21 protein-coding genes are annotated in these 24374 nt (G+C 70.3%); 5 read left to right on the forward strand and 16 right to left on the reverse strand.

The features are described from left to right. Positions 1-52: 52 nt before the first annotated feature. The 7 genes from LPA42_RS30775 to LPA42_RS30805 all read right to left on the reverse strand — a co-directional run bounded on the left by LPA42_RS30775 (position 53) and on the right by LPA42_RS30805 (position 8146). Positions 53-1297 (reverse strand): class I SAM-dependent methyltransferase, encoded by a 1245-nt coding sequence (locus LPA42_RS30775; RefSeq protein ID WP_077939365.1) that lies wholly within the window; start codon positions 1295-1297, stop codon positions 53-55. A gap of 21 nt (positions 1298-1318) precedes the next feature. Further along, complete coding sequence (locus LPA42_RS30780) at positions 1319-2440, reverse strand: DegT/DnrJ/EryC1/StrS aminotransferase family protein (protein ID WP_077939346.1); 1122 nt, start codon at positions 2438-2440, stop codon at positions 1319-1321. A gap of 5 nt (positions 2441-2445) precedes the next feature. Beyond that, positions 2446-3750 carry an acyl-CoA dehydrogenase family protein gene (locus LPA42_RS30785; RefSeq protein WP_077939347.1) on the reverse strand — a complete coding sequence of 435 codons (1305 nt, stop codon included), beginning with the start codon at positions 3748-3750 and terminating at the stop codon, positions 2446-2448. A 64-nt stretch (positions 3751-3814) separates the two neighbouring features. Beyond that, positions 3815-4813, reverse strand: a complete 999-nt coding sequence (gene rfbB, locus LPA42_RS30790) for a dTDP-glucose 4,6-dehydratase (protein WP_077939348.1) — start codon at positions 4811-4813, stop codon at positions 3815-3817. After that, entirely contained in the window at positions 4810-5697 is an 888-nt protein-coding gene (gene rfbA, locus LPA42_RS30795) for a glucose-1-phosphate thymidylyltransferase RfbA (RefSeq protein WP_077939349.1), read from the reverse strand. The genes rfbB and rfbA overlap by 4 nt, the downstream gene beginning before the upstream one ends. Before the next feature lie 48 nt (positions 5698-5745). Beyond that, on the reverse strand, positions 5746-6870 hold the full coding sequence (locus LPA42_RS30800) for an acyltransferase (protein WP_158229460.1): 1125 nt from the start codon (positions 6868-6870) through the stop codon (positions 5746-5748). A 133-nt stretch (positions 6871-7003) separates the two neighbouring features. Beyond that, positions 7004-8146: a DegT/DnrJ/EryC1/StrS aminotransferase family protein gene (locus LPA42_RS30805; protein WP_077939351.1), complete on the reverse strand. Its 1143-nt coding sequence runs from the start codon at positions 8144-8146 to the stop codon at positions 7004-7006. A gap of 213 nt (positions 8147-8359) precedes the next feature. Here LPA42_RS30805 and LPA42_RS30810 point away from each other — a divergent pair, with 213 nt between their 5' ends. Both LPA42_RS30810 and LPA42_RS30815 read left to right on the forward strand, forming a co-directional pair. Beyond that, positions 8360-9151 (forward strand): bifunctional 2-polyprenyl-6-hydroxyphenol methylase/3-demethylubiquinol 3-O-methyltransferase UbiG, encoded by a 792-nt coding sequence (locus LPA42_RS30810; RefSeq protein WP_158229461.1) that lies wholly within the window; start codon positions 8360-8362, stop codon positions 9149-9151. Between the two features lie 159 nt (positions 9152-9310). After that, positions 9311-10489: a nucleotide disphospho-sugar-binding domain-containing protein gene (locus tag LPA42_RS30815; RefSeq protein WP_077939353.1), complete on the forward strand. Its 1179-nt coding sequence runs from the start codon at positions 9311-9313 to the stop codon at positions 10487-10489. Between the two features lie 236 nt (positions 10490-10725). Here the strand turns inward: LPA42_RS30815 and LPA42_RS30820 are convergent, their stop codons facing one another. The 4 genes from LPA42_RS30820 to LPA42_RS30835 all read right to left on the reverse strand — a co-directional run bounded on the left by LPA42_RS30820 (position 10726) and on the right by LPA42_RS30835 (position 14782). Then, positions 10726-11724, reverse strand: a complete 999-nt coding sequence (locus LPA42_RS30820) for a Gfo/Idh/MocA family protein (protein WP_077939354.1) — start codon at positions 11722-11724, stop codon at positions 10726-10728. Between the two features lie 56 nt (positions 11725-11780). After that, positions 11781-12374: a dTDP-4-dehydrorhamnose 3,5-epimerase family protein gene (locus tag LPA42_RS30825; protein WP_077939355.1), complete on the reverse strand. Its 594-nt coding sequence runs from the start codon at positions 12372-12374 to the stop codon at positions 11781-11783. A 57-nt stretch (positions 12375-12431) separates the two neighbouring features. Next, complete coding sequence (locus LPA42_RS30830; RefSeq protein WP_144082753.1) at positions 12432-13163, reverse strand: BTAD domain-containing putative transcriptional regulator; 732 nt, start codon at positions 13161-13163, stop codon at positions 12432-12434. Between the two features lie 1178 nt (positions 13164-14341). Then, positions 14342-14782 carry a hypothetical protein gene (locus LPA42_RS30835; RefSeq protein WP_144082754.1) on the reverse strand — a complete coding sequence of 147 codons (441 nt, stop codon included), beginning with the start codon at positions 14780-14782 and terminating at the stop codon, positions 14342-14344. A gap of 403 nt (positions 14783-15185) precedes the next feature. Here LPA42_RS30835 and LPA42_RS30840 point away from each other — a divergent pair, with 403 nt between their 5' ends. Beyond that, a complete protein-coding gene (locus LPA42_RS30840) occupies positions 15186-15380 on the forward strand; it encodes a DUF6059 family protein (RefSeq protein WP_228987050.1) in 195 nt (64 codons plus the stop codon). A 31-nt stretch (positions 15381-15411) separates the two neighbouring features. Here the strand turns inward: LPA42_RS30840 and LPA42_RS30845 are convergent, their stop codons facing one another. From LPA42_RS30845 to LPA42_RS30855, 3 genes are all read right to left on the reverse strand, one after another. Further along, positions 15412-15951, reverse strand: a complete 540-nt coding sequence (locus LPA42_RS30845; protein WP_198956701.1) for a flavin reductase family protein — start codon at positions 15949-15951, stop codon at positions 15412-15414. Between the two features lie 137 nt (positions 15952-16088). Further along, the gene (locus tag LPA42_RS34625) at positions 16089-17201 is read right to left on the reverse strand and encodes a glycosyltransferase (RefSeq protein ID WP_096761697.1); all 1113 of its coding nucleotides are present in this window, start codon (positions 17199-17201) and stop codon (positions 16089-16091) included. Positions 17202-17279: 78 nt separating this feature from the next. After that, entirely contained in the window at positions 17280-17489 is a 210-nt protein-coding gene (locus tag LPA42_RS30855) for a DUF5988 family protein (protein WP_144082756.1), read from the reverse strand. Positions 17490-17778: 289 nt separating this feature from the next. On the opposite strand from LPA42_RS30855, the gene LPA42_RS30860 reads away from it, so the two are divergent. Further along, positions 17779-18216 carry a hypothetical protein gene (locus tag LPA42_RS30860; RefSeq protein ID WP_077939358.1) on the forward strand — a complete coding sequence of 146 codons (438 nt, stop codon included), beginning with the start codon at positions 17779-17781 and terminating at the stop codon, positions 18214-18216. Positions 18217-18479: 263 nt separating this feature from the next. Next, positions 18480-22016, forward strand: a complete 3537-nt coding sequence (dnaE, locus tag LPA42_RS30865; protein ID WP_077939359.1) for a DNA polymerase III subunit alpha — start codon at positions 18480-18482, stop codon at positions 22014-22016. A 23-nt stretch (positions 22017-22039) separates the two neighbouring features. Here the strand turns inward: dnaE and LPA42_RS30870 are convergent, their stop codons facing one another. Together LPA42_RS30870 and LPA42_RS30875 are read right to left on the reverse strand one after the other, a co-directional pair. Then, positions 22040-22723: a response regulator gene (locus LPA42_RS30870; protein WP_077939360.1), complete on the reverse strand. Its 684-nt coding sequence runs from the start codon at positions 22721-22723 to the stop codon at positions 22040-22042. Further along, positions 22720-24330 (reverse strand): sensor histidine kinase, encoded by a 1611-nt coding sequence (locus tag LPA42_RS30875; RefSeq protein WP_077939361.1) that lies wholly within the window; start codon positions 24328-24330, stop codon positions 22720-22722. Before LPA42_RS30875 ends, LPA42_RS30870 begins: the two co-directional genes overlap by 4 nt. Positions 24331-24374: the final 44 nt, after the last annotated feature.

Here is a 24374-nt window from a genome sequence, read left to right on the forward strand (position 1 = left end):
CGGGCCGGACGGGGCGCGCCCCGTCCGGCCCGCTCGTGCGCGGCTCACGGGGTCAGCGGATGTGCACCTCCGGCACGTACAGGATCCACCGCCCGCCGGCCTGGTGGAACTCCTGCTCCTTGGCCATGATCTCCTCGGCGTGGTTCCACGCGAACAGGAGGGCGTAGTCCGGGTACGGGTCGTTGAAGGCCGAGGCCGGCCGGACCGGGATGTGCGCGCCGGGGGTGAGCCGGTTCTGCTTGTCCGGTGTCGTGTCGTAGACGGAGTGCACCAGGTCGGGGCCGATCCCGCAGAAGTTCGTCACCGTGGCGCTCTTCGCGGTGGCGCCGTACCCCACCACGCTGCGCCCCTCGGCGCGCAGGCGGTGCAGCAGGGCGGTCAGCTCGTCCCGGATCTTCACCACGTTCCCGGCGAACGCCCGCAGCGTCGCCATGTCGCTGAGCCTCTGCTCCCGCTCGGCGGCCAGCAGCTGCGCCACCGCCGCCGACGGGGTGCGGCTGCCCTGCCGGGCCAGGGTGTAGCGGACCTCGCCGCCGTGCACGGGCAGCCGCTGCACGTCCACCAGCTCGAAGCCGCACCGCTGCGCCATGCCCTGCACCGACGTGGCCGAGAAGAGGAAGAAGTGCTCGTCGTAGATCTGGTCGAAGGACGTCTTGGCGACGATGTCACCGAGGTAGGGGTCCTCGAAGACGAAGACGCCGTCCGGCGCCAGCAGCGCGTCCACCCCTTCGAGGACCGACTGGACGTACGGGATGTGGCACAGGGTGTTCGCGGCGTAGATGACGTTCGCGGGCCCCTCGGTCCGACGGACGTCGTCGGCCGTGGCCTTCTCGAAGAAGTCGGTCCGGACCCGGACCCCCTTCTCCTGCGCCTTCGCGGCCACGCCGCTCGACGGCTCGAACCCCAGGTGGCGTACGCCCGCCTCCTGGATCGTCCGCAGCATGATCCCGTCGTTGCAGCCGATCTCCACGATGAACGGGTCGGGCCCGGTCAGCTCCGTGGCGAGGAAGTCGCGGGCGAGCATGGCGAAGTGCTCGCGCATGACGGAGGAGCCCGACGAGTGGTACGGGTACACCTCGTGGAACATGAGGTCGCGGGGGACCTCCTCGGTCAGCTGCACCATCTCGCACGAGTCGCACCGCCCGACGGCGAGCCGGTAGGTGAACTCGTCGTCCAGCTCGTCGGGCTTGCGGAACCGGTCGGACAGCGGCTGCCGGCCCAGGTCGAGAAACTCCTGCACACCGCCTCCGCAGACGCGGCAGGCGGTCGGCGGGGAGACGTCGGCCAGGTTGGACATCATCGAGCTCCTTCAGGTGGGTCACAGATCAGTCAGAACCTCGCGCAACGCACTGATCACCTTGTCCTGCAGGTCCTGGGACAGTGACGGGTACATGGGCAGCGAGAAGATCTCCTTGGCCAGCCGCTCGGTGACCGGCAGCGAGCCCTCGGCGTACTGGAGCTTGGCGAAGCCCCGCATCGTGTGCACCGGCCACGGATAGCTGATGTTCAGCAGGATGCCGTACTGCTTGAGCCGTTCGATGATCTCGTCACGGCGGGGATGGCGCACGACGTACACGTAGTAGACGTGCTCGTTGCCGTCGGCGACCGACGGCAGGATGAGCCCGTGCGAGTCGGCGAGGTCGCCGAGTTCCTCCTGGTACCGGCGTGCCACCGCCTGCCGGCGGGCGATGTAGGAGTCGAGCCGGGGCAGCTTGGTGCGCAGGATCTCGGCCTGCACCTCGTCGAGCCGGCAGTTGTGTCCCGGGGTCTCGACGACGTAGTACACCTGCTCCATGCCGTAGTACCGCAGCTGGCGCAGCCGCTTGTCGACGTGCGGGTCGTCGGTGACGACCGCGCCGCCGTCGCCGTAGGCGCCCAGCACCTTCGTGGGATAGAAGGAGAAGGCGGCGGCGTCGCCCATCGTGCCCGCGAGCCGGTCGTGGTGGCGGGCGCCGTGCGCCTGCGCGCAGTCCTCCAGCACGAGCAGGCCGTGCTCGGCCGCCAGCCGCTGCAGCGGGGCCATGTCGACGCACTGGCCGTACAGGTGGACGGGCAGCAGCGCCTTGGTCCGCGGGGTTATCGCGGCGGCGACCAGGTCGGTGTCCATCAGGAAGTCGTCCTCGCGCACGTCGACGAAGACCGGGACGGCGCCCGCGTTGTCGATGGCGAGGACGGTGGGTGCCGCCGTGTTGGACACGGTGATCACCTCGTCGCCCGGGCCGATCCCCAGGGCCTCCAGCCCCAGCGTGACGGCGTTGGTGCCGTTGTCGACGCCGACGCAGTGCGCCGCGCCGAGATAGGCGGCGAACTCCTCCTCGAAGCCGTGCACGCTGTTGCCGAGAATCAGCTGGCCGGACCCGAAGACCGTCTCGACGGCCCGGAGCAGGTCCGCCCTTTCCTGCCGGTACTCCGGCAGGTAGTCCCATACGCGCGTCGTCATGTTCCTCACCGTGACAGAAGCTTGGAGGGGGATTCGGCCGTGGCGCTGCCCTGACTGCGGGCGCGGATCGCCCAGTGGCTCATGTAGTTGTTGTCCCGATCTATCCCGAACGCCTGCGAGCTGAGGAAGTCCACCGCGTCGACATAGGTGTACGGCTGCATGAACCCGCCGGCCCGCACGTCGCGGTAGCAGCGGGCGAGCGGGTGCCCGGCGGTGAACGCCGCGCCGCCGACGAGCGTCAGGCAGTCGCTGACGATCGAGGGGGCGAGCTGGTTGACCATCATCTTGGCGTGCTGGAACGGTCGCATCATCTGCCGGCCGCGCTCGCCGGGGTCCATCGTCGTGTCGGTGTTGAGCACGTCGATGGTGGTCAGCGCGGTGCTGGCGGTGGCGCGCAGCGCGTACAGGCGGGATCCGGCGTCCGCCACGAGGGTCTGCGCCGCGGCCTGCGGCGGCTCGGGCCGGCGGGCGAGCGCCGCCACGGTCAGGTCGTAGGCGGCCTGCGCGACGCCGACGTAGATCGCCAGCATGGCGATGGAGCTGACCGTCTGCCCCGCGAGCGCCGCGTCGTTGCGGGCGCCCACCGGGTCGCGCATCAGGACGTCCGAGGCCGGGATGGGGCAGTTGTCGAAGACGATGTCGACGGTCCCCGAGGCCCGCATCCCGAGCCCGTCCCAGTTGTCCAGCACCGAGAGCCCGGGGTTGTCGCGGGTGACGACCGGCGACGCCAGCCGGGGCGGCTCGCCGGTGCCGTCGGTCTGCGCGTTGATGACGAAGTGCGTGCCGACCGGCCCGGCGCTGACCAGCGTCTTGCGGCCGGACAGCAGCCAGCCGCCCGACCCGTCGGGCGTCAGCGTCGTGACCGCCGAGTGGTGGTCCTTGATGCCGGAGCAGACCACGGCGTCACCGGCGACCATCGCCCGGAGCAGGCGTTCGGCCAGGGCCCGCGCGGCGGGACCGCCGTGGCGCCACTCGTAGCCCAGGGTGAGACCTCGGCTGAACTGCATGTGCAGGGCGAGGGCCGTCGACGCGTCGGCCTGCGCGACCGCCAGGATCGCGACCGCCACGTCGTAGAGCCGGTCCAGGCCCATGCCGCCCAGCTCGGTGGGGACCGTGGCGCCCAGCATGCCCTCCTTGCGGAAGGTGTCGAAGGTGCCGGTGGGGAAGGTGCCGGCGCGGTCGTGCTCGGCGGCGGTGGACCGGATCAGCGGCAGGTAACCGCGGAGCCGGTCGAGCACGGCGTGACCCGCCGGGGTGACCGGCTCGTAGAGTCCCGCGATCGGCTCCTGGCGTGCTGGCCTTAAGGACATGGGCTGCTCCGTACTGTTCGCGCCGCCGGTCGTCTGCGTGATCTCGGCGGTCTGGGAAGCGGAATCACACGGCCGTGCCGGTCTTGCGGAGTGGTTCCCACCAGTCCCGGTTCTCGACGTACCACCGGACCGTCTCGGTGAGGCCGGTCTCCAGGCCGATGCGGGGTTCGTAGCCGAGCTCGTTCTTGATCTTTCGCCAGTCGACCGAGTAGCGCCGGTCGTGTCCCGGCCGGTCCGGTACGTGCCGCACCGACGACCAGTCCGCCCCGAGTTCCGCCAGCAACCGCGCGGTGAGGTCGTGGTTGCTGAGCTCGGTGCCGCCGCCGACGTTGTAGACCTCGCCCGGCCTGCCGCCCTCCACCACCAGCTGGATGGCCCGGCAGTGGTCGTCGACGTGCAGCCAGTCGCGCACGTTGTGCCCGTCGCCGTACAGCGGCACCGGCCGGCCGTCGAGAAGATTGGTGATGAAGAGCGGGATGATCTTCTCGGGGTACTGGTGCGGCCCGTAGTTGTTCGAACACCGGGTGAGGCACACCGGCAGGCCGTAGGTCCGGAAGTACGACCGCGCGATCAAATCACCGCACGCCTTCGAGGCGGAGTACGGCGAGTTCGGTTCGAGCGGATCGCTCTCCGGCCACGAGCCGGTCGCGATCGAGCCGTACACCTCGTCGGTGGACACCTGCACCACCCGTCCGACGCCCGCGTCCAGGCAGGCCTGCAACACGGTGTACGTGCCCTGGACGTTGGTGTGCATGAAGTCGGCGGCACCGACGATGGAGCGGTCCACGTGCGACTCGGCGGCGAAGTGGACGACGACGTCCGCGCCGGGGAGCAGCCCGGCGAGCAGCTGCGCGTCGCAGATGTCGCCGACCACCAGCTCGAACCGCTCGTCACCGGAGACGGCGGCGAGGTTGTCGAGGTTGCCGGCGTAGGTCAGCTTGTCCAGGACGACGACGCTGGCGTCGGCGAACGCCGGATAGGCGCCGCCGACCAACTGCCGGACGTAGTGCGAGCCGATGAACCCCGCGCCCCCGGTGACGACCACGCGCTTGCTCGTCGTCATGCACCCACACCCGCCTCGACCGCCCCACGGGAGATGTCCATGAGGTACCGGCCGTAGCCGGAGTTCTGCCGTCTGCTGCCGAGCCGGTACAGGGCGTCCGCGTCGATGTATCCCATGCGGAACGCGATCTCCTCGGGGCAGGCGATCCGGATGCCCCGGCGCTGCTCGGACCGCACGAACGCGGCGGCGTCGAGCAGCCCGTCGTAGGTGCCGGCGTCCAGCCACGTGCTGTCCGGCCCGAGCGAGTGCAGCCGGGCCCGGCCCTGGGCGAGGTAGTGGCGGTTGACGTCGGTGATCTCGAGTTCGCCGCGCGCCGACGGGCGGATCTGGTGCGCCAGCTCGACCACGTCGGCGGAGTAGACGTACAGGCCGGTCACGATCTCGGAGCTGCGGGGCCGAGCCGGCTTCTCCTCGATGCCGACCAGGCGCCCCTCGGCGTCCTTCTCCACCACTCCGTAGGGGCGCGGATCGGCGACGGTGTGGCCGAACAGCGCGCAGCCGTCGACCTCCGCCATGCCGCGGGCGAGCAGGCCCGGCAACTGGGGGCTGTGGAAGATGTTGTCGCCCAGGATGAGCGACACGGGGTCCGGGCCGACGAAGTCGGCGCCGATCCGGAAGGCCTCGGCGATGCCGGCGGGCCGCTGCTGCTCGGCGTAGCTGATCCGCAGACCCAGCTCCGCGCCGGTGCCGAGCAGCTTGCGGAACAGCGGCAGGTCCGCCGGCGTGGAGATGATCAGGAACTCCCGTACGCCGCCCAGCATGAGCGTCGAGAGCGGGTAGTAGATCATCGGCTTGTCGTAGAGCGGGAGCAATTGCTTGGAGAAGGCCACGGTCAGGGGGTGCAGGCGTGTGCCCGACCCTCCGGCCAGAACGATTCCCTTCACGAGCGCACCTCTGCAACCTGAGGACGGGTTCGGTCTGGTACGGGTGTCTCAGGAGACCGTGGTCTCCACGGCCGGACGCTTCCGTCTGGCCCGCGCGAAGCGCCGCATCATCGGCCGCTCCACGGCGACGTACAGCAGCCATCCGCCGACCAGCGTGATCGCGAACATCAGCAGGATCCAGCCGATCCCCTGCGTCGTGTTCAGGAAGTGCCGGTACCCCACCTGCTGGCGTCCGTAGAGGATCACCATCATGTGCACCATGTAGAACGCGAACGAGATCTCGCCCAGCCAGATCATCGGCCGGCTGGCCAGGAACGTCGGCCGGCCCGCGGTCTCGGCGCTCGCCACGGCGGGGATGATCAGCGCCACCCCGACGATGGTGACGGCGTTCAGGGAGTAGAGGAACGGCACGAAGCTCGCCAGGACGTAGCACGCCACCACCACGGCCAGCGCCGGCAGCGGCCGGAGGTTGATCCACCGCCCGGCGAGCACGATCCGCGCCATCAGGATGCCCAGGACGAAGTCGAGCAGCCGGACCGGCGGGAAGATGTAGACGAACCAGTACTGCAGGATCGGCTCGGAGAAGCTCTGGTTGTCGGTCAGCAGCAGCATCATCCGCGGCTCGGTGGGCAGCAGCTTCGCGAACAGCGGCACGACGAAGATCGCCGCCAGGACCCCGCCCGCCGCCCACCAGAGCCGCCGGACCGGGATGCGCTGGGCCAGCTTGTACAGCAGGGGGAAGGCCGCGTAGAACAGCAGCTCGCACGACAACGACCAGGTCACGTGGTTGAAGCTGATGAAGTACGGCATCTTGGGGACCCAGGCGTGCAGCAGCGTGATGTTGAGCAGCGCCGGCAGGAGCGCGCCGGCCAGGGTGGCGTAGACCACCAGCGACAGCAGGAACGTCACGATGTGATTCGGGAAGATCTTGAAGAAGCGCCGTCGGTAGAATTCCCGAGCCGTGTCGTACTTGCGCGCCGACCAGGTCAGGATGAATCCGCTGAGCACGAAGAAGAACGAGACCGCCATCGTGCCGGACGTCGCCGAAATGGTCAGGAAGAAGTCGCTGTCCGGGCCGGTGGGCTGGAAGATCCGAATGCTCGCGGCATGGAAGATGAACACCGAGAGAGCAGCGATGAACCGGGCGCCGGTCAGTGAGTCGAGTCTGCTCACTTTACTTTCGTCCACCATGTGGCACGCCTTTCCTTTTCGGCCTGTAGGCAGTGACGACCGTCCGAGGTGGCCCGGTTGCGGGATGTCCTGCTGATGGGGATTTCCGGGTTGTTGCGGGCTGCGCCGTACGCGGTCAGAGCCGCGCCTCGACCGCCGCCAGCACCTGCTGCGCGATCAGGTCGACCTCGTCGTCGAGCAGCGACTGGTGCGCGGGCAGCAGCAGCGACGTGTCCGACACCGCGTCGGTCACGGGCAGCACGGTGTCCGTGGCGCCGTAGCGCCGGACGCGGTGCAGGGGGTAATAGCGGTAGGACGTGTAGATGCCGTTCGCCAGCAGGTCCTCGCTCACGCCGTCCCGGATGGCCTGCGAGTCGAACCGCACGCAGTAGAAGTAGTGGGTGGAGCGGTGGCCCTCGGGCAGCGGGGGAGGGAGCCGGATGCCGGAGAATCCGCCCAGCGCCTTGTCGTACCGCTGGCCGATCGCCCGGCGGCGCTCGACGAACCCGGCGAGCTTGCCCAGCTGCACCGTGCCGATCGCCGCGGTGATGTCGTTGCCGACCAGGCGGCGGCCGATGTCCTCGATCTGGAAGCTCCACCACACGTGCTGCGACTTCGTGGCGGTGGTGAACGAGCTCCGGTCGTCCAACCCGTGGTACGACAGCCGGCGCGCCCGCTGGGCCACCGCCGGGTCCCGCGCGTACAGCACCCCGCCGTCGCCGGTGGTGATCACCTTGCGCGAGTCGAGGCTCCAGATGCCGAGGTCACCGAAGGTGCCGCACATCTGGCCGTGCACGCTGGAGGCGATGGAGACCGCCGCGTCCTCGATCAGCGCGATGCCCCGTTCGGCGCACAGCGCGGCGATCTTGTCCACGTCGCCCGGGTAGCCGCCGTAGTGCAGCACCATGACCGCCCGGGTGCGCGGGGTGAGCGCCGCGAGGACGTCCGCCACCGACGGATTGAGATGGTGTTCGTCGATGTCGCAGAACACCGGGCGGCCGCCGGCGGCCACCACGGCGCTGGCGTTGGCGACGAAACCGTTCGACGGCATGACCACGTCGTCGCCCGGACCGATGCCGAGCAGCTCGACGGCGAGGAAGAGCGCGGACGTCGCCGAGTTGAGGAACAGCACGTTCTCGGCCGGCACCCCCAGGTGCCGGGCGAACAGGCCCTCGAACTCCTCCGTACGGGGGCCGCTGCCGAGCCACCTGCTGTCAAAAACTGCAGTGATCGCGGCGAGTTCCTCTGCCCCGATACTGGGCTGGGTCACATTAATCATGCACGCGTCTCCCGGTCATGGTGACACTGCAGGTCGAAATGATTGGGCACTCGCCTGCGCCACGGGTCGATGCAGATTATTGTGACTTTCCCTAAATCCTGCCTAAACCTGCCGGGGCTCCAGGTTTAGCATAGCTTCAGGGCGCATGGATAGTCGTTGCAGGGCCGGTCGTCCGGTGGCCAGACACTTCATCCTCGTCCCGGAGGTAGCACCGTGGGCAACGCTATCGAGAACGCGCTCTTCGACGAACGCCTCGCCCAATTCCAACAATGGCAGAAGACGCCCTGGGGCCGGTTGCGCTACTCGGTGGTCGAGGCCAACGTCGCCCGGCATCTCGGCGACCGCCCGCTGCGCGTGCTCGACGTGGCCGGCGGCAACGGCCGGGACGCCGTCCCGATCGCCGCGCGCGGCCACCACGTCACCGTCCTGGACTCGGCGCCCGTCTCCCTCGCCATGGCGCAGCGGCTGGCGGCCGACGAGGGGGTCGCGGAGCGCATCGAGATCCGGGAGGGCGACGCGCACGACGTGCCGGAGCTCTTCGCCGGCCAGGAGTTCGACCTGCTGCTGTGCCACAACCTCCTGCAGTACGTCGCCGACCCGGCGGTGGTGATCCGCGGCCTGGTCAAGGTCCTCAAGCCGGGCGGGTCGTTGTCGGTCGTCGGCCCGAACGCCTACGCCGTGCCGCTGGAGGCGGCGGTGCGCGAGCTCGACCTGGACGCGGCCCTGCGGGCGGTGACCGCGAGGACCAAGCAGGTCCCGGTGTACGGCAGGGACGTGGCCGTGCTCACCGCCGACCAGATCGGCGCCGACCTGCGGGACAGCGGCCTGGAGATCGTCGGCCACTACGGGGTGATCAATGTCTGCAACGTCATCGCCGACAACGACGCCAAGTCCGATCCGGAGTTCTTCGCCCGGCTGGAGAAGCTCGAACTCGCCCTGGCCGACCGGATGCCCTATCCGCTCACCGCGCGGAACTTCCACCTGGTCGGGCAGCGCCCCGGCTGACCGGTCCGCGGTGCGACATCCGGCGGGGCGGCGGCACGACAGCCTGCGCGCCGTCGGCGGACGCCGCGGCGGCGAGCGCCGAATCCGCGAGTTCGTGCCGGGCTCGCGCAGAACCGACGTCGGCCCGTGCGGCCGAACCCGAATACGAGGAGAAATCTGATGCGGGTCCTGTTCACCTCGGCCACCTTCCGGTCGCATCTGTTCCCGCTCGTTCCGCTGGCCTGGGCGCTGCGCGCGGCGGGCCACGACGTGCGGGTCGCGGTCCAACCTCCCCTGGTGCGTGACGTGCTGGGCGCCGGCCTGCCCGCGATCGAGGCCGGCGCCGGCCCCGACTTCATGATCGAGCTGAAGAAGGCCCTCGCCGGTGGCCTGGAGGGGCCGGGCGGCACCACACCGAGCATCGAGCAGATCGTCGTGCCGCACGTCCGGATCGCCGAGGCGTTCGCGGCCGACCTCGTGCCGTTCGCGCGGCGCTGGTCACCGGACCTGGTGGTGGCCGACCCGGCCGCGTTCGTCGCCCCGGTGGTCGCCAGGGCCGTCGGGGCGCCGCTGGTCCTGCACACCTGGGGTCCGATGCCCGACCAGCTGTGGGCGGACCTCGTCACCGAGAGCGAGGTGCGGCAGAACTGGCCGAAGGAGCTGCTGGCCTTCCTCGACAGGTGGGACGTGCCCCTGGGCCCCGACTACGCCGACCTCGTGATCGACCCGTGCCCCGACGAGCTTCTCGCCATCCAGATGGCCAGCCGGCATGCGACCCGCTACGTGCCGTACAACGGCTCCGCCCTCACCCCCTCCTGGCTGGACGAGCCGGCGGGCCGGCCGCGCGTCTGCATCAGCTGGGGAACCACGAGCGACTTCATGGGCAGCGAGGTGCTGCGGACCCCGCTGCGCATCGTCGAGGCGCTGGCGGACATGGACGTGGAGGTCGTGGCGGCGCTGGGGAAGATCGACCGCGGGCTGCTCGGGGAGCCCCGGGACAACGTGCGGGTGGTGGACTGGCTTCCGCTGTCGATGCTGCTGCCGACGTGTGACGCGCTCATCAACCAGGGCGGTCCCGGCACGGTGCTGGCCGCCGTCGCGTCCGGTGTGCCGCAGCTCGTCGTGCCGCAGATCAGCGCGCAGCCGCTCGGGGCCGAGCTGCTGACGGCGAGCGGGGCGGGCCTGTCCCTCACGCCGGACGAGGTCACCGCCGAGTCCATCGAGAAGACGGTGTCGGAGCTGCTCGACGGGAGCAGCGTCCGGGCGGCGGCGCAGGAGCTCGCGGAGCGCAACGCCGCCCGGCCGGATGCGACGCAGCTGGTTCCCGCGCTCCAGGCGCTGGCCGACTCGGCCCGATAGCGGGCAGCCCCCGCACCACGGCGTGCCCGTCGTCGACCCGGTCGGCGACGGGCACGCCGTTGGTGTCCGGGCGGCGGTGGTCGGGTGCCGGTTCGCCGCCGGCCGGCGATGTCCGGCAGCGCCTCTGCGGACGGAGCGACGGCCCGGCCCGGTCACCGCGGAAACCGGCGGCGGTGACCGGGCCGGGCCGCTAAGCGCCGCGCCGGGCGCCGGGTCAGGACCACGCCTCCGGCGGGCTAGGAGAACGGGAACTTGAGCGCGCCGGCGATGACGGCGTCGACCAGGGACGCGTGCGCGAGGGACCCCTCGGTCCACTCCGGCGGGGCGCTCCCGGCGACGACGGCCTGCGCGAAAGCCCGGACGATCTTGGCGAACTGGTCGTCGGCGGGCAGGACGAACTGTTCGAAGTGGTCCTGACGCTCGATGTAGATGACCGGCTGGTGCGTGGCCGGGGGAGTGAACACCCGGTTCAGCCAGAGCCGGCCGGTGCTTCCCCGGAACTCGTACGTGTTGGTGTACGAGTGCTCCATGCCGAACGTGAGTTGCGCGGTCACCCCCTGGTCGGTGGCCAGCAGGGCGCTGCCGCCGACCACCACGTCGCGGAAGCGCTCGTGGCGGAACACGGCGCCGGCGACCTGCAGGTCGGGTCCGAGGAACCGGCCCGCGGCCCGGATGGGGTAGACGCCGATGTCCAGCAGCGCGCCGCCGCCCACGTCGGCCTGGTAGCGGATGTCCCCCTGCGGCTTCGGCGGGATCGTGAAGCTCGAGGCGAACGACCGGACCTCCCCGATGACCCCGTCGGCGAGCATGTCGGCGACCCGCTGGTGCTGGTGGTGGTGGAGGAACATGAAGTTCTCCACCAGCACGCGCCGGTGTTCGGCCGCCACCCGGAACAGGTGCTCCGCCTGCTTGCGGTCGGTCGTGAGGGGCTTCTCGGCCAGCACGTGTTTACCCGCGCGCAGTGCCCGCTCGATCCACTCGGCGTGCAGCACGGCCGGCAGCGGCACGTACACCGCGTCGATGTCGTCCTGCTCCAGCAGCGCCTCGTAGCCCTCGACAGGCACGCCCCCGAACCGTTCGGTGAAATGGGCCGCCCTGTCCCTGTGCCGGCTCGCGATGGCCGCGAGCGTGATGAGAGGCTCGTTCTCCATCGCCGGCAGAGTTCGTCGCCACGCGATGTCGGCGCATCCGATCACCCCCATGCGGATCGGCCTGGTGTTCCCCATGTGCTCCATCGGCACTCCTTGGGCGAGGTTTCGGTCGGTGAACTGCCACCGGGGGAGATGGGCCTTCAGGCGGATCTGGTGGTCGCCAGCACCTGCTCGTAGGTGGGGAGCAGCCCCGACCCGGCGGCTTCGGCGAGGGTCGGTGCCGCCGCGTCCTTGTCGGACATGACCGGTGGACCGTCCAGCTTCCAGGGGATGCCCAGCGCCGGGTCCAGCGCCGCCACGTCGATCATGGTGCCCGGCACGTACTCCTCCCCGCACAGGTAACTCATGCAGGTGTCGTCGGTCAGGGCCAGGAAGGCGTGCCCGATGCCCTCGGTGAGGTAGACGCCGATTCCGGACGTCGCGTCCTGGAACGTCACGTCGAACTTGCCGAAGGTCGGGGATCCGACGCGCAGGTCGACCGCGACGTCCATCGCCGCCCCCCGTACGCAGGTGACCAGCTTGCTCTGGCCGGGGGGAAGCGTGGTGCCGTGAATCCCGCGGAGGGTGTTCTTCCGGGAGACGGAGTAGTTCACCTGACGGATCTCGAATCGCTGGCCGACCTGCTGGAGCAGTTCGCTGAATCGCCACGCCTCGAAGAAGCTGCCACGGCGGTCCGAATGCTGAGTGACGGTGATCCGGTAAGCGCCCGGGATCGAGGTTTCGGTGAAGTCCATACTATCCACATCAGCTCCGTTTCATCCGGTATCGGCTCTCGCCGGGACGGCTCAAGATCAGACGGCGTACGGCTGTATGCGTTGTTCATGGCGAGCTCGCCTGAAGCTCAGCTCGTCGAGATTGTCCTTGAGGATGATTTCCTGTGTTTCCCGGAGAAACCGGCACGGTTCGAGGCCGAGTTCCTCGCGGATCTGCCGCCGCGCCGTCTGGTAGACCTCCAGGGCGTCCGCCCGGCGTCCGGACTGGCTGAGCGCCTCCATGAGGAACGCGTAGAGCTTCTCCCGGAGCGGAAACTCGGCGATCAGCCCGTACAGTATTCGCACGGCCTTGCTGCTCTGGTCCGACGCGAGCAGCGAGCGGGCCAGCAGCTCGGTGCACTCGACCCGCAGCTCCTCGGCCCAGTTGGCGAACTCCCGGATGATCGGTCCCTCGTAGGAGGAGGCCTGGACCGGCTCCCGCCAGTACCGCAGCGCCTCGGTCAGGGTCTCGACAGCCAGGTCGTGCCGGTGGACCGAGCGCTGCAACCGCGCCTTCTCGACCAGGGCCAGGAACAGTTCGAGGTCGAGTTCGTCGCCGCCGAGCTCCAGGATGTAGCCGGGGGCCCGCGTCGTTATCACGCCGGTGTTGCGCGAGAACCTGTTGAGCACCTTGCGGAGTTGGGACACGTACACGTGGATGGAGGCCCGGGCCCGTATGGGAGGTTTGTCGCCCCACAATTCCGTCGCTAGCTGATCAAGGGACAGGATGTGTCCGTTGCGGATCAGGAGCGTCCGCAGCAACACCTCCATCTTGTGCGTCCCCACCGATGGCGTGTCCTTGCCGGCCGTTATGCGAACGGGACCAAGAATCTCGTATCTCAAGCCGTGGCCTCCAAGTACTCCAATCGGAGCGGCGCGACGATAGCAAACCTCATTCCGGCGGAAATGGTTTCTTCTCGCGCTTAGGCGCAGATCGCCGCCCCCGTCCGGCAGCCGTTCATTCGAACCGGACGAACTCTAACAAGCGGCTTGTTGGACAGCAAACGGCGAAGGTTGTGTGATCTGCGACACACCACGCTTGTGGGTCGAACCACCTGCGAGTTTATAGGGATTTTAGAGTCGGGCGGCACATCTTGTCGGACTACCGCAGTGTATGTCTGACATGCTGTTGGTGCTCGCCTTATCGTCGCTCAGAGTTATGTTAGCCATATTGCACAAGCGATGATCATTATCAATGGATTATTACACGCGTGTCAGATCTGGTGTCGGTGGTCGCGGTGCGGCGACCCCCGCCGCAGGGCCGCCGCACCCTGCGCCGGCGTTGATCGGCGCCCGGTGCTGCGGCTCGTGGCCCGTGCCGGGTGGCGTCGGTGCGGGCGCGGGGGTCCGCCGCCTCGCGGCCCTCTGGCCGGCGGCTGCGCCGGCCATCTCCCGGCGTGCATCTACGGAAAGTGATGATACGTGTTCCCGCAGTGGTGGTGGGCGGCGGTGGGGCGCCCGGTGCCGCGACCCCGAATGTTCACCGTGGCGACGGCCTGCTCGGGTGGCGGATGGCCCGGGACGTCTCGGCGGCGCGGCGGTCGCGTTGGTCCCGGCGTCGCGGTCGGTCGTCGCGGAGGCGGTGCCGATGTCCGTGCGGGCGCGGCGAGCCCGCGTCGTCGGGTCCTTGAACGCGCCGGGCTCGACCCCGGCAGCCCGCCGGCCGGTGGCGGGCTGTGGCCCTGCCGGACCTCTGCCTCGGTCTTCCCGACCGGGGACGGACGAGCCGTCGATCACCTTGATCGGGGTGCCCGGCGGCAAGCGCCCGACGGGGCGTGGGCGCGTGTTCCCCGGGCTGGGGCGAGCGCGGCCGGCGCCGGGCGCGGGCGGGTCGAGTGACCAGCTGCTCCAACCGAACCGTGCGGCTGGCCAGGAGGTGGGTGATCGCGTCGGGGGTGCGGCGGGCGCGTCGCCCCGGAGCGTGCGTCCCGGGAGGCGCGATCGCCCCGCTAGCTGGGAGGTGGGGGCGGCGGCTCGGCGCTGTCGGGCCCGTGCGGCGGTGTGGGGCGCGAGGCCGGCGCTCCGGCCTGTGCCGTTGCCCCGGCCTGCTGGTGCAGGGTCGCGTTGATGGCTTCGGTGAGCAGGTCGTTGAGCAGGTCCGCCCGTCTGCTGTCGCCGCCGGCCATGTCCAGGCGCCATCGCAGGAGGGTCAGGATGGTGCGGATGTCGTGGAGTTCGGTGGGGGATTCACATTCGGGTAGGCCCAGGTGGAGTTCCGTGCGGGCCGATCTCACCGCCGCTGCGGTCACGTATGCCCCGAGCGAGAGGCCGGCTTTGTCTGCCGCCATTTGAACGATCCGCAACTCGTCGTCGTTGAAACGCAGCGGGCCGACCCGGTGGTCCCGCCGTTGTTTTGTTTTAGCCCGACGATTGGTTGCCGATCGAGTCATGTTGAGTCCTCGCCCCCGCTAGCGCTGCTCTGGTGCCATGTATCCACCGGTAAGAATACGCCCTGCGCGTGTCCGGGCGCAGCTTCGCCATTCGTGGCACGGTTCCGGAACGGGCTGGCCGTCTTGATGATCCGTGGCCGCGAGTCTTCGGACGGTTTCGATCTCCCGGGGGATAGATTCAACATGACCGATTTGTCCCTTCGGTTGTGCGGCGCTCGGCGCGGCGGATGATCGGTGGTGGGCCGCGCTGCGGCGGCCGGTGCCGACGGTGGGGCGGCCCGGCAGCTTTAACCCGGCTTTAGCTCCCGCGGCGAGGATTATCCCTGTGAGGTCCCGCACGCAGAACACCATCTGCCCGCTCCTGATCCGCTATCTCGCCGAGCTCGGCTACGCCTGCTGGACCATGTCCGGCGTCCCGTTGCCACCGCTGGAGCGTTCGCAATTTCGGAGCGAGGTCATCGAGGTGGGGCCGCCGCCCGGTCATCCCGAGCGGCTTTCGACGGCACCGCCGACCAGGGTGGAGCGCCGGCTGTGGCGGCAGCTCAGGAAGAACCGGACGGCCCGGAGCTGGTCGAGGTTCGCCTTCTTCCGGGGATAGCAGCCGGCGGCGACGCCGCCGGCCCCGGCCGTCACGCTCCGGGGAGCCGCGTCCACCTGCCGCGGTAGAACAGCAGCGGTTCGGTACGCGCGTCGTCGCCGGACCGGGCCAGGTGATGCACCCGGGCGACGACGATGACGTGGTCGCCGGCCGGGTGTTCGGCCTCGACCGCGCATTCCAGCCAGGCCAGGGCCCCGTCGAGGACGGGCAGCCCTGAGGGCGATGGCGACCAGTCGACGTCGCGGAACTTGTCGACCCCCCGCCCGGCCAGGCGCAGCCCCTGCTCCTGCTGGTCGGCGGCCAGGAAGCAGATGCAGTGACGTTCCCCCCTGCGCAGCCGCGACCAACTCGTGCTGGTGTGGGCGACGCAGAAGGCCACCAGGGGCGGGTCGAGCGACACCGACGTGAACGAGTTGACCAGCAACCCCACCGGGGTGCCGGCGTCGACCCCGGTCACCGCCGCGACCCCGGTCGCGAAGTGGCCCAGGACCCCGCGGAACTCCAGCGGGTCGATGCTCGCCGGAACGGGAGCGGGCAGCTCGCTGACCGGCTCCACCCGGCTCTCGACCATTCCGATCCTTCCGCGACGCATGGACACCCGGCCGGCGGTTGCCGTCTCGACCGCCGTCGTTTCAGCATGAGCGGGACCGCTAAGCCGCGCCTTGCGTCGGCCTGGTGTCCCGTGCCCCGGATCGGTCTCCCGGGCCGCTAGCGCGTGGCGCCGATCTCGGCGGTCAGCAGGTCGGCGACCTGGTCCGGGGACGGCATGCTGCCGAGCTCGGCGGCGAGGAGCCGGGCCGCGCGCAGCGGCGGAGGCGAGTGCATCTCCTCGACCGCGGCGGCCAGCGCGCCGTCGCCCAGCTCGTCCCACCCCACCCGGCGGCCGGCGCCGATGGCCCGCATCCGCTCCGCGTTCCACTCCTGGTCGGCGTTGTACGGAAGGACGGTCACCGGCAGGCCGTGCACGACGGCGTGCAGGATGGAACCGAAGCCGCCGTGGCAGATCAGCGCGGTGCAGCTCGCGGCGAGCCGGCCGAGGTCGGCGAACGGCTGCACCTGCACGTGCGCGGGCGCGTGTGCGGCGATCTCCGCGGCCCGGTCACCGGCGGCGAGCACGCAGTCGACCGGGATGCGCGCCAGTTCGGCGAGGACCCGGGTGAGCAGCTCCTTCCGGTTGACCAGGGTGCCGAGGGTGACGAGCAGGCGGGGTGCGCGGGGAGCCGCATGCGCGGGGTCGGGGTCGACCGCCCGCATCGTGGTCAGCGCCTGCGGCACCTGCTCGAAACTGGGTGGGGTGGTCTGCACGTAGCGGCGGCGGCTCAGTGCGTCCAGGTCGTCGGGGGTCGCCGGCAGCCCGGCCTCAGCGCGGAGCCGGAGCAGCAGGCTTCCGCCGTCGGCCATCAGCCGGTCACCGGTGCGGAGAAAACCGATTCCGACGGTGGTCACCGCAATTCCGGCCCGCTCGGCCGCGAAGGTGACACCGAATTCGGTCGGCTCGCGCAGCAGCAGGTCCGGCGACAGGTCGTCGAGTACGTCGGCCGCGGCCCGAAAACTGTCCCGGATCGCGGCCTCCGCGAACGAGTAGTCCGTCGATTGTGCGGTGGGGCTCTCTCCGACCGTGAACGGCAGGGGTGCCCGCTGTGCCGCCAGCCATGGCCTGCCGACACCGCGGAAGGCGAACCCCCGACTCGCCACGAAACCGCCGAAGGCCGGTGAGGACAGCACCGTGACCTGGTGTCCACGATCCCGCAGCGCCCGCAGGAGCCCCGTCATGAGCAGGAAATGGCCCGGGGCGGGCTGGGTGGCACACGCGACGATCACGCAGGTCTCCCGAGTCTCGGTGGGGCAGGCGCGGGCGGGGCCGGGGCCGTCAGGCGGCCCGAGCAGGGACGATGCGGATCACTCCGCGATCTTCGTGCGCATCGTCCAGCGGAAGATGGGCTCGCCGGTCTGGGTGAACTCGTGGATCCGTTCGAAATGCTCCCAGCCGTTGTGGAACGGAACTTTCACCTTACTGCCGTCTCTCGGAACTGTTGCGGTGCGCAAATGATCCGGCAGATGCGCGGGGCCGCCTTCCAGACGGCATTCCTCGACCAGATTGTGGGGCATGAGGGGCACCTCCTCCGAGCGGGCGTATGCGCAGCTGAATGTCGCTTCCGTGCCCGCGAGGTTTGGCTCATACAGTAGGTTCGTAAATGGGAGTGTGTCAAGGTTCACCGTTGCCTCGGCGGCGCTTTAGTCTTGCTAAAGGAAAGCCGGATAAAATGGTTCCCTCACCCTCGATGAATAAGTCGATCTCATCGTGATGGCGCGGTGGGGAAAGGTCACCAGGCCCGCGTTGCTCCACGGCGATCCTCCCGACCAGGCAAGGATCCTGCCGCCCGGTAGCATGCCGCGCATGTACGCGCTCTACGCCTGGGGAAACTTCGTCAGCGAGGTCGGACTCGACCGGCGGCCGGCCTGGCTCGACCCGGCGGTGCTCCGCGGCGAACGACAGGTCGTCGACGAAAGCCTGATGATCGGCGACACCGACACGCTACTGGTCGACGGTCCCAACACCCTCTTCGAGATCGATGGGGACGACAAGAATCTCGTGTCCGGTGGTGAGCTCATCGGTCGCGACCTCAGCGGTGTCACGTGGCGGGTCTCCCGCATCCGGGCAGCCACCGACGGCACCCGCGAGGACGCCCTGCGCATCGTCGCGGCGGCCGAGGAGGATGGCGACTTCCACGAGGAAGACGAGCGGCACGAGTACAACTCGGTCCCGGTCGGCGAGATCGTCACCCTCTGGGAAGACGATCACGGCCAGTGGACGCTGGCCCTGGTCGAGCTCTGAAACAGGATGACCACGGACGGCACACGGCATCAGCCGGACGGCGAGCCGCGTTCATCGTGATCAAGGGGGCCTGAGCAGGTAGGCAGGGGCCTGAGCCGGCCGGACGGCAGCCGCGCCGCAGGGCGCCGGTCGACCGGCCGGGGAGATCCCCGCCACCCGGGCGGTTCCGCCCCGCGCGGCTGCTGGAGGTCCCCGATCCCCCGGCGATAGGGTGGGCCGACCGATCTCGACAACCCATGATCCGACCCGGGGGGGCGCCACGCATGGGCGATTCGTTCGCGCATCTGCACGTGCACACCGAGTACTCGATGCTCGACGGTGCGGCCCGACTGAAGGACCTCTTCGCCGAGGCCAACCGGCTCGGAATGCCGGCGGTCGCGATGACCGACCACGGCAACATGCACGGCGCGAACGACTTCTACAAGCAGGCCATGGCCGCCGGGATCACCCCGATCCTGGGCGTCGAGGCGTACGTGGCGCCCGAGTCGCGCTATCACAAGGCGCGGGTGAAGTGGGGCCGGCCGGAGCAGAAGAGCGACGACGTCTCCGGTAACGGCGCGATCACCCATATGACCATGTGGGCGGCGAACAGGACCGGCCTGCACAACCTGTTCACCCTCAACTCGCGCGCCTCCATGGAGGGCCACTACGTCAAGTGGCCCCGGATGGACATGGAGCTGATCGCCGAGAACGCCGAGGGGATCATGGCCACCACCGGGTGTCCCTCCGGTGCCGTGCAGACCCGGCTGCGGCTGGGCCAGTTCGACGAGGCGATCAAGGTCGCGTCGGCATACCAGGACATCTTCGGCAAGGACAACTACTTCCTGGAGCTGATGGACCACGGCCTCGACATCGAGCGCCGGGTCCGCGAGGGGCTCACCGAGATCGGCAAGAAGCTCGGCATCCCGCCGGTGGTGACCAACGACTCGCACTACACCCACGAGGCGCAGGCCGAGGCGCACGACGTCCTGCTCTGCGTGCAGACCGGCAGCAACATCGCCGACCCCAACCGGTTCCGCTTCGAGGGCGGCGGCTACTTCATCAAGTCCGCCGACCAGATGCGCGCCGTCGACTCCTCCGAGCTGTGGCTCCAGGGCTGCCGCAACACGTTGCTGGTCGCCGAGAAGGTCGACCCGGCGGGGATGTTCGAGTTCCACAACCTGATGCCGCGCTTCCCGATCCCCGAGGGGGAGACGGAGGAGTCGTGGTTCCGCAAGGAGACCTTCAAGGGCCTCGCCCGGCGGTTCCCGGGCGGGATCCCCGAGGGCCACGTGGTGCAGGCGGAGTACGAGCTGGGCGTCATCATCCAGATGGGCTTCCCGTCGTACTTCCTCGTGGTCGCCGACTTCATCCAGTGGGCGAAGAACCAGGGCATCGCGGTGGGCCCGGGCCGTGGCTCGGCGGCGGGCTCCCTGGTCGCGTACGCGTTGGGGATCACGGACCTGGACCCGATCCCGCACGGGCTGATCTTCGAGCGGTTCCTCAACCCCGAGCGGGTCTCGATGCCGGATGTCGACATCGACTTCGACGAGCGTCGGCGCGGTGAGGTGATCAAGTACGTCACCGACAAGTGGGGTGAGGACAAGGTCGCGCAGATCGCCACGTTCGGCACGATCAAGGCGAAGGCGGCGATCAAGGACTCGGCGCGGGTCCTGGGCTACCCGTACGCGGTGGGGGACCGGATCACCAAGGCGATGCCGCCGGCGGTGATGGGCAAGGACATCCCGCTGTCGGGCATCTTCGACCCGAAGCACCCGCGCTACGCGGAGGCGGGCGAGATCCGGGGCCTGTACGAGTCGGACCCGGACGTCAAGAAGGTCATCGACACGGCGAAGGGCATCGAGGGGCTGATCCGGCAGACCGGCGTCCACGCCGCCGGGGTGATCATGTCGGCGGAGCCGATCATCGAGCACATCCCACTGATGCGGCGCGACTCCGACGGGGTGATCATCACCCAGTTCGACTACCCGACGTGCGAGTCGCTCGGGCTGTTGAAGATGGACTTCCTCGGCCTGCGCAACCTCACGATCATCGACGACGCGGTCAAGAACATCCAGCTCAACCACGGCAAGGACCTGGACCTGCTGGGCCTGGACCTGGACGACAAGGCCGCCTACGAGCTGCTGGCGCGCGGCGACACGCTCGGGGTGTTCCAGCTCGACGGCGGGCCGATGCGGTCGCTGCTGCGGCTGATGAAGCCGGACAACTTCGAGGACATCTCCGCCGTCCTCGCGCTGTACCGGCCGGGCCCGATGGGCGTGGACTCGCACACCAACTACGCGCTGCGCAAGAACGGCCTCCAGGAGATCACGCCGATCCACCCGGAGCTGGAGGAGCCGCTGCGGGAGATCCTCGCCCCCACCCACGGCCTGATCGTCTACCAGGAGCAGGTGCAGCGCGCCGCGCAGATCCTCGCCGGCTACACGCTCGGCCAGGCGGACCTGCTGCGGCGGGCGATGGGCAAGAAGAAGAAGGAGATCCTCGACAAGGAGTTCGTGCCCTTCCGGGACGGCTGCCGCGAGCGCGGCTACTCCGACGAGGCGATCCAGGCCGTGTGGGACGTCCTCGTGCCGTTCGCCGGGTACGCGTTCAACAAGGCGCACTCGGCGGCGTACGGGCTGGTGTCGTACTGGACGGCGTACCTGAAGGCGCACTACCCGGCCGAGTACATGGCCGGGCTGCTGACCTCCGTCGGCGACGACAAGGACAAGATGGCGTTGTACCTGTCGGAGTGCCGGCGGATGGGCATCCAGGTCCTCCCGCCCGACGTGAACACCTCGGCCGGGCCGTTCACCCCGGTCGGGAAGGACATCCGGTTCGGCCTGGCGGCGATCCGCAACGTCGGGGCGAACGTGGTGACCTCGATCATGCGGTGCCGCCAGGAGAAGGGCGAGTACGCCGACTTCTACGACTTCCTGGCCAAGGTCGACGCGGTGGTCTGCAACAAGAAGACCATCGAATCGCTGATCAAGGCCGGCGCGTTCGACGTCATGGGCCACAGCCGCAAGGGGCTGCTCGCCGTGCACGCCGACGCGATCGACGCGTACGCCGACGTCAAGCGCAAGGAGGCCGTCGGCCAGTACGACCTGTTCGGCGCCGGCTTCGGCGACACCGAGACCGTCGGCGGCAACACCACCGTCATGCCGACCATCGGCGAGGCCGAGTGGGACAAGCGCGACAAGCTCGCCTTCGAACGCGAGATGCTCGGCCTCTACGTCTCCGACCACCCCCTGTTCGGCCTCGAACACGTCCTCGGCGCGGCGGCCGACTGCACCATCGCCGCCCTCTCCGAGGAGGGCACCGTCCCCGACGGCGCGGTGGTCACCCTCGCCGGCATCCTCTCCGGGGTGCAGCGCCGCGTCACCAAGCAGGGCCGCGCGTGGGCGTCGGCCACCCTGGAGGACCTCGCCGGCGGCGTGGAGGCCCTGTTCTTCCCCAACACCTACGAGGTGATCGGCCAGTACATCGCCGAGGACGCCATCGTCGTGGTCAAGGGCCGGGTCGACCGCCGCGACGACACCCCCCGCATCATGGCGATGGACATGCAGCTGCCCGACGTCACCAGCAACCCGGGCAGCAAGCCGGTTACCCTCACCATCCCCGTGCACCGCTGCACCCCGCCGCTGGTCGAACGCCTCAAGGAGACCCTCGTCCTGCACCCCGGCGACACCGAGGTCCACGTCAAGCTCCTCAACGGCGGCAAGACCACCACCCTGCGCCTCGGCCCCTTCCGGGTCGCGGCCACCACCGCCCTCATGGGCGACCTCAAGAGCGTCCTCGGCCCGGCCAACGTGAGCTGACCCGGGCCGGCGGGCGGGGGCGGTCAGGCCGGGCGGTACTCCACCTCGGGGCGGCCCGGGGTGCCGTAGCGGGGCGCCCGCACCGCCCGCTCGGCGGCCACCAGATACTCCAGGTACCTCCGGGCGGTGACCCGGGAGATGCCGGCCAGCCCCGCCACCTCGGAGGCGGACCGGCCGGCGTCGCCGTCGAGCGAGCCGAGCACCGCCCGCAGCGTCTGCTCGTCGAGCCCCTTCGGCAGCGTGTGCGCAGCCGGGCCCCGCAGGGTGGCGAACATCCGGTCCACCTCGTGCTGGGCGGCCACCTCGCCGTCGGCCAGCACCTGGCGGCGGTACTCGGCGTAGCGGTGCAGCTTGTCGCGGAACGCCGCGAACGTGAACGGCTTGAGCAGGTAGTGGGTCACGCCGAGCGACACGGCGGTGCGCACCACCGCCAGGTCCCGGGCCGACGTCACGGCCAGCACGTCCACCGCGCTGCCGGCGGCCCGCAGCGCCCGGCACACCTCCAGCCCGTGCAGGTCGGGCAGCCGGAAGTCGAGCAGGACGAGGTCGACGGGTTGCTCCGCGCGCTGCCGCAGCGCCGCCATCGCCTCCCGGCCGGTGTGCGCCACCCCGACCACCACGAACCCCGGCACCCGCTCCGTGTACGTGCGGTGTGCCTCGGCCAGCAGTGGCTCGTCCTCCACCACGAGCACCCGGATGTCCGTCACGGCTGTCCCGCCCGGTCCGGCTCCGGCCCTGTCGCCGGCACCGGCAGCCGTACGGTGAACAGGGTCCCGCCGTCGGCGGAGCGCCCCACGTCGGCCCGGCCGCCGTGGCGGCGTACCACCTGGCCGACGAGGGCCAGGCCGAGGCCCCGGCCGGCGCTCTTGGTCGACCAGCCGCGCCGGAACGCGTCGGCCACCCGGTCGGGCGCCAGCCCTGGCCCGCTGTCGCCGACCCGGACCACGACGGTCCCGTCGTCGGCGCCGACGAAGACCCGCACCCGCCGGGGCGCCCCGGAGCCGGCGACCGCCTCCAGCGCGTTGTCGACCAGGTTCCCGACGACGGTGATCAGGTCCGTCACGGGCAGCGGCGTCCCGTCGAGCCGGCAGTCCGGCTCCACCACCAGGTCCACGCCCCGCTCGCCGGCCTGCGCCGACTTGCCCAGCAGCAGGGCGGCCAGGGCCGGCTCGGTCACCGCGCCGACCACCCGGTCGGTGAGCTGCTGGGCCACCGCCAGGTCCTCGGTGGCCAGCCGGACCGCCTCGTCGGTCCGGCCCAACTCCACCAGCGTCAGCACGGTGTGCAGCCGGTTGGCCGACTCGTGGGTCTGCGCCCGCAGCGCGTCGGTCAGCGCCCGCACCGAGTCCAGTTCGCTGGTGAGCGTGCGCAGTTCCGTCTGGTCCCGCAGGGTCAGCACGGTGCCGAGGCGGTGCCCCTCGAACAGCGCCGCGCGCTGGTTGACCACCAGCACCCGGTCGCCCGCGACGACCGGCTCGTCGTGCGCGTCCCGCCCCGAGGTCAGCAGCTCCGCCACGGCCGGCGGCAGGTCGACCTGGCCGGCCGGCCGGTCCACCACCGCCGCGTCGTCGGCGAGCCCCAGCAGCCGCCGCGCCTCGTCGTTGACCAGGGCCACCCGGCGGTCCACGGTCGCCACCACCAGCCCCTCCCGCACCGAGTGCAGGACCGCGTCGTGGTACTCGTACATCCGGGTCATCTGGGCGGGGCCCAGACCGTGGGTCTGCCGGCGCAGCCGCCGGCTCAGCAGCCACGAGCCGGCCGCCGCGACCGCGAGCGCCGGGGTGGCGGCGGCGGCCAGCACGGGGGCCTGGGCCAGCAGGCGGCGGTTGATCGCGCGGGTGGTGATGCCGACGGAGACCAGCCCGACGATCCGCCCGTCGACCGCCCGGACCGGCACCACCGCCCGCACGGACTCGCCGAGGGTGCCCACGTTGGTGGTGGTGAACGCCCGACCGGCCAGCGCGGGGGCGATGTCACCGACGAACGGCTGGCCGATCCGCTCCGGCCGGGGGTGGGAGTAGCGGGTCCGGTCGGGGGCCATCACCACCACGAAGTCCGTCCCGGTCGCCGCCCGGGTGGCCTCCGCGTACGGCTGCAACGTCGCCGACGGGTCGGCCGAGGCGAGGGCCGCGCGGACGTCCGGGGAACCGGCCACGGTGTGCGCCACGGCCAGCACCTCCTCCCGGGCGGCGTCGCGCGCGTCGCTGCGGGCCAGCCACACCCCGCCGGCCGAGGCCGCCAGCACGAGCAGGCCGACCACCAGGGCCTGGAGCGCGAAGAGCTGCCCCGCGATGCTCCACTGCCGTCGGGCCACGACACCTCCTGTCCGCGCTCGGGCACGTCTCGGCTGCTGGCAAG

This window comes from Micromonospora sp. DH13 (assembly GCF_020873825.1).
Taxonomy (GTDB): Bacteria; Actinomycetota; Actinomycetes; order Mycobacteriales; family Micromonosporaceae; genus Micromonospora; species Micromonospora haikouensis.